Origin of the sequence: Paracandidimonas soli, from assembly GCF_004342005.1 — a bacterium.
GTDB lineage: Bacteria > Pseudomonadota > Gammaproteobacteria > Burkholderiales > Burkholderiaceae_B > Paracandidimonas > Paracandidimonas soli.
Map to the genome: position 1 here is coordinate 1 of NZ_SMBX01000020.1, position 3,189 is coordinate 3,189.

Annotated in this window: 3 protein-coding genes and 1 rRNA gene; all 4 read right to left on the bottom strand. The window is 58.7% G+C overall.

Features of this window, described 5'->3' with window-relative positions:
- On the bottom strand, positions 1-437 hold a 437-nt coding region (locus tag EV686_RS18450), incomplete at its 3' end, for a DNA-3-methyladenine glycosylase I (RefSeq protein WP_207901896.1).
- Between the two features lie 61 nt (positions 438-498).
- A complete protein-coding gene (gene sstT, locus EV686_RS18455) occupies positions 499-1,755 on the bottom strand; it encodes a serine/threonine transporter SstT (protein ID WP_132478428.1) in 1,257 nt (418 codons plus the stop codon).
- 351 nt (positions 1,756-2,106) lie between these two features.
- Positions 2,107-2,868: a M48 family metallopeptidase gene (locus tag EV686_RS18460; RefSeq protein WP_132478429.1), complete on the bottom strand. Its 762-nt coding sequence runs from the start codon at positions 2,866-2,868 to the stop codon at positions 2,107-2,109.
- A 232-nt stretch (positions 2,869-3,100) separates the two neighbouring features.
- Positions 3,101-3,189 (bottom strand): 5S ribosomal RNA (gene rrf / locus EV686_RS19170); the annotation flags it as partial.

Consider the following 3,189-nt stretch of genomic DNA (forward strand, 5'->3'; position numbering starts at 1 on the left):
GGCGGAGGAACTCTATCACCGTACTCACCCCGCCGCCGTGCCGATGAACGCTGTACTTTAACCAAACAGCCTCCGCGATTCCCGGGGCGATTCAGGATGAACCGGGCGTTTTTGGGGATGGACTGCAGCTTGACGCGGTGGCGGATGATGCGCGCATCTTTCATATAGCCTTCGATCTCCTCCGCGCCGAGCGACGCCATCGCCTCGGGCGCAAAACCCTCGAAGACCTCTTCGAAGACAGGCCACTTGGCGTCGACCATCGAATGCTGCATTCCGGCCTGGAACACCCGCTGGCTCATAGCGGAAAGATAGCGGTCATCGCCCTTGCGCTTCAACTCCTCGGCCGTGAGCGCCTTGGGCAGGAACGCCTCCATGGCTTCGTCAGAGTCGAAGCGCTTGCGTACTGTGTCATAAAGCCAGCGGTAGTCGATTGTCATGCCTGCCTCATTCTGTTTATACCGGCGCCAAGTCACCGGCCCAAGCAGCGCCTTGCCGCGATCACACGTCGTCGGCGTCAGCCCGGAAAGCCTGTCCGCCCGGCAGCCCGCTTTGCGCCGCGTGATCGCACGCCGCTGTGAATACCACGTCGGTGTGCGAATTCAGCGCGGTCTCGAACGAATCCTGCAGCACGCCGATGATGAAGCCGATGGCAACAACCTGCATGGCGATATCGTCGGAAATGCCGAACATATTGCAGGCCAGCGGGATGAGCAGCAGCGAGCCGCCCGCCACTCCTGCCGCACCGCAGGCGGTAACCGAGGCCACAATGCACAGCAACAGGGCCGTCAGGAGATCCACCTGGATTCCCAGCGTGTTTACGGCTGCCAGCGTCATGACACTGATCGTGATCGCTGCGCCCGCCATATTGACGGTTGCTCCCAGCGGAATCGCGATCGAATACGTATCCTCATGCAGTCCCATGCGCTTGCACAGCTCCAGATTGACGGGGATATTGGCCGCCGAGCTTCGTGTGAAGAATGCTGTGATCGCGCTCTCGCGCACAACTCGGAACACCATGGGATAGGGATTGCGGCGCATCTTCCAGTAGGCCATCAGGGGATTCAGGCCGAAAGTCACGACGAGCATGCTGCCGATCAGCACGGCGAGCAGATGCGCGTATTCCTTCAAGACATGGAAGCCCGTCGTCGCCAGCGTAAAGGACACCAGGCCGAAGATGCCGATCGGGGCGAAGCGGATAATGATCCGGACGATCATCGACACGCCTGCCGCCAGATCGCTCCATACGGCACGAGTGCTGTCGCTGCCGGTACGCATGGCTATGCCCAGACCGAGCGCCCAGACCAGGATCCCGATGAAGTTGGCGTCGAGAAGCGCGCGCACCGGATTGGTGACCGCGCTGAACAGCAGGTTCTTGAGCACTTCGACAATCCCCGAAGGCGGCGCCAGCTCCGTCGTCGCTTGTGTCAGCGTCAGGGTCGAGGGGAACAGGAAACTGGCAACGACGCCGATCAATGCGGCGCCTATCGTACCGTATACGTACATCAGGAGGATGGGACGCATATTGGTCGGCTGATCCAGACGCTGGTTGGCGATGGCCGCCACCACCAGGACGAGCACCAGGATCGGCGCCGCCGCGCGCAGTCCGGTCACGAAGATTTCGCCCAGGAATCCGAACTGGCGCGCGGTGTCCGGGCTCAGCCAGGCCAGCAGAATCGCCAGCACCAGACCGATCGCGATTTGTGAAATCAGGGATAGCCTCGCCAGGCCTCTAAGCAAAGGAGATGATGCAGTCATGTGAAAAACGGAAGAAGGTTATCGGAAGCAATGGCCGGAGGCAAAGCCGCACCAGCCGAAAGCCAGGCACGCCCGACGGCCCTCCGCACGAAACCATAAAGTTTAACAAGGAAGCCCATGCCTTCCGGTCCATGACCATCCACGGTATGCGGATTGTTTGCGATATTTCCATCCGGACTGCATAAAAACCGCCTCCCACACTCCAGGCTCATCCTGGGTCGACCCAGCAATAAAAAAGCGGGATGCCGGGCAAATCGCTCTGCCTTCCCTCCCGCTTCTTGCGACTGAATTGTTTCGCGCTATCCGACGGCTTGCGCAGCACGGACTCTGCGAAACGATACCTCGTCCGGATTATTTCTTGGTTGCGTCGATCTTGGCCTGCATGCGTTCGGCGCGAGCGTTCGAGCCAGGATGCGAGCTCATGATACTGCCCTCTCCGCCATCCAGCTCAGCCAGCTTCTGGAAAGCCGTAACGAGACCCGATGTCTTCAGTTTTTTCTGGCTCAGCAAATCGAAGGCGTAATCATCCGCGGCCGTTTCTTGCGACTGGGAGAACTGGGCGTTCAGCAAGGACTCCGTCAGATCGCCGAGCTGCGACTGGTTCAGCGCCGTCACGACGCTATTGCCCGTTGCGGAAGCCACGTCGCGGGCAATCGAAATGGCATAGGCGGTCTGCATTGCCTTCTTGCTGTGGCCCAGCTCGACGTGTCCCATTTCATGCCCGATGATGCCGCGCAGCTCGTCATCGTTCATCTTGTCCATCAGTCCGGTATACACGCGGATGCAGCCGTTGGCCATGGCCCATGCATTGAGTTCGGGCGTCACGTAGACCTTGAAGTTAGGCTTCTGTCCATTGAGGTCCTTCGCCAGCGGCTTGACCAAGCGCTGCAGGCGCTGGTTGTATTTGTTGCCGGCCGCGGCCACCTTGTTCGTCTTGTCCATTTCGGCGCAGGACTGATTGGAGAGATTGATGACTTCCGCGTCGGACAGGTTGACCGCCTGCATCGCTTTTCCGCCCATGCTGAGCAGGCTGTTGACGCCCGTGGTTTCCGTGCAGCCAACCATCATCACGCCGGCGGCAGCCAAAGTCAGAGCCAATTTCTTCAGATACATTACGATTCCTTTATGCTTGTTTTGAAATACCGCAGGGATTGTATCCAGCCAAAAGTGAATAAACGCGCAATGTAACACTCAATAATAATTATTACTTCCGTTTTTTATTCGCTGCTGCACCGGGAACCGCATGCTCCGTCCTTATCTGTCCGGGGGGTATGGCTAGCGTTTTTGTTGCCTAAAAGCAAACACCCCCGCAAGGGTTCACTTGCGGGGGTGTTTAGGTATAAGAGCCTGACGATGACCTACTTTCACAGACGTCCGTCCACTATCATCGGCGCGAAGGCGTTTCACTGTCCTGTTCGGGATGGGAAGGAGTGG

Coding starts and splice junctions, on each gene's coding strand:
- EV686_RS18460 (WP_132478429.1), bottom strand. CDS start 2,868: ATGTATCTGAAGAAATTGGCTCTGACTTTGGCTGCCGCCGGCGTGATG.
- sstT (WP_132478428.1), bottom strand. CDS start 1,755: ATGACTGCATCATCTCCTTTGCTTAGAGGCCTGGCGAGGCTATCCCTG.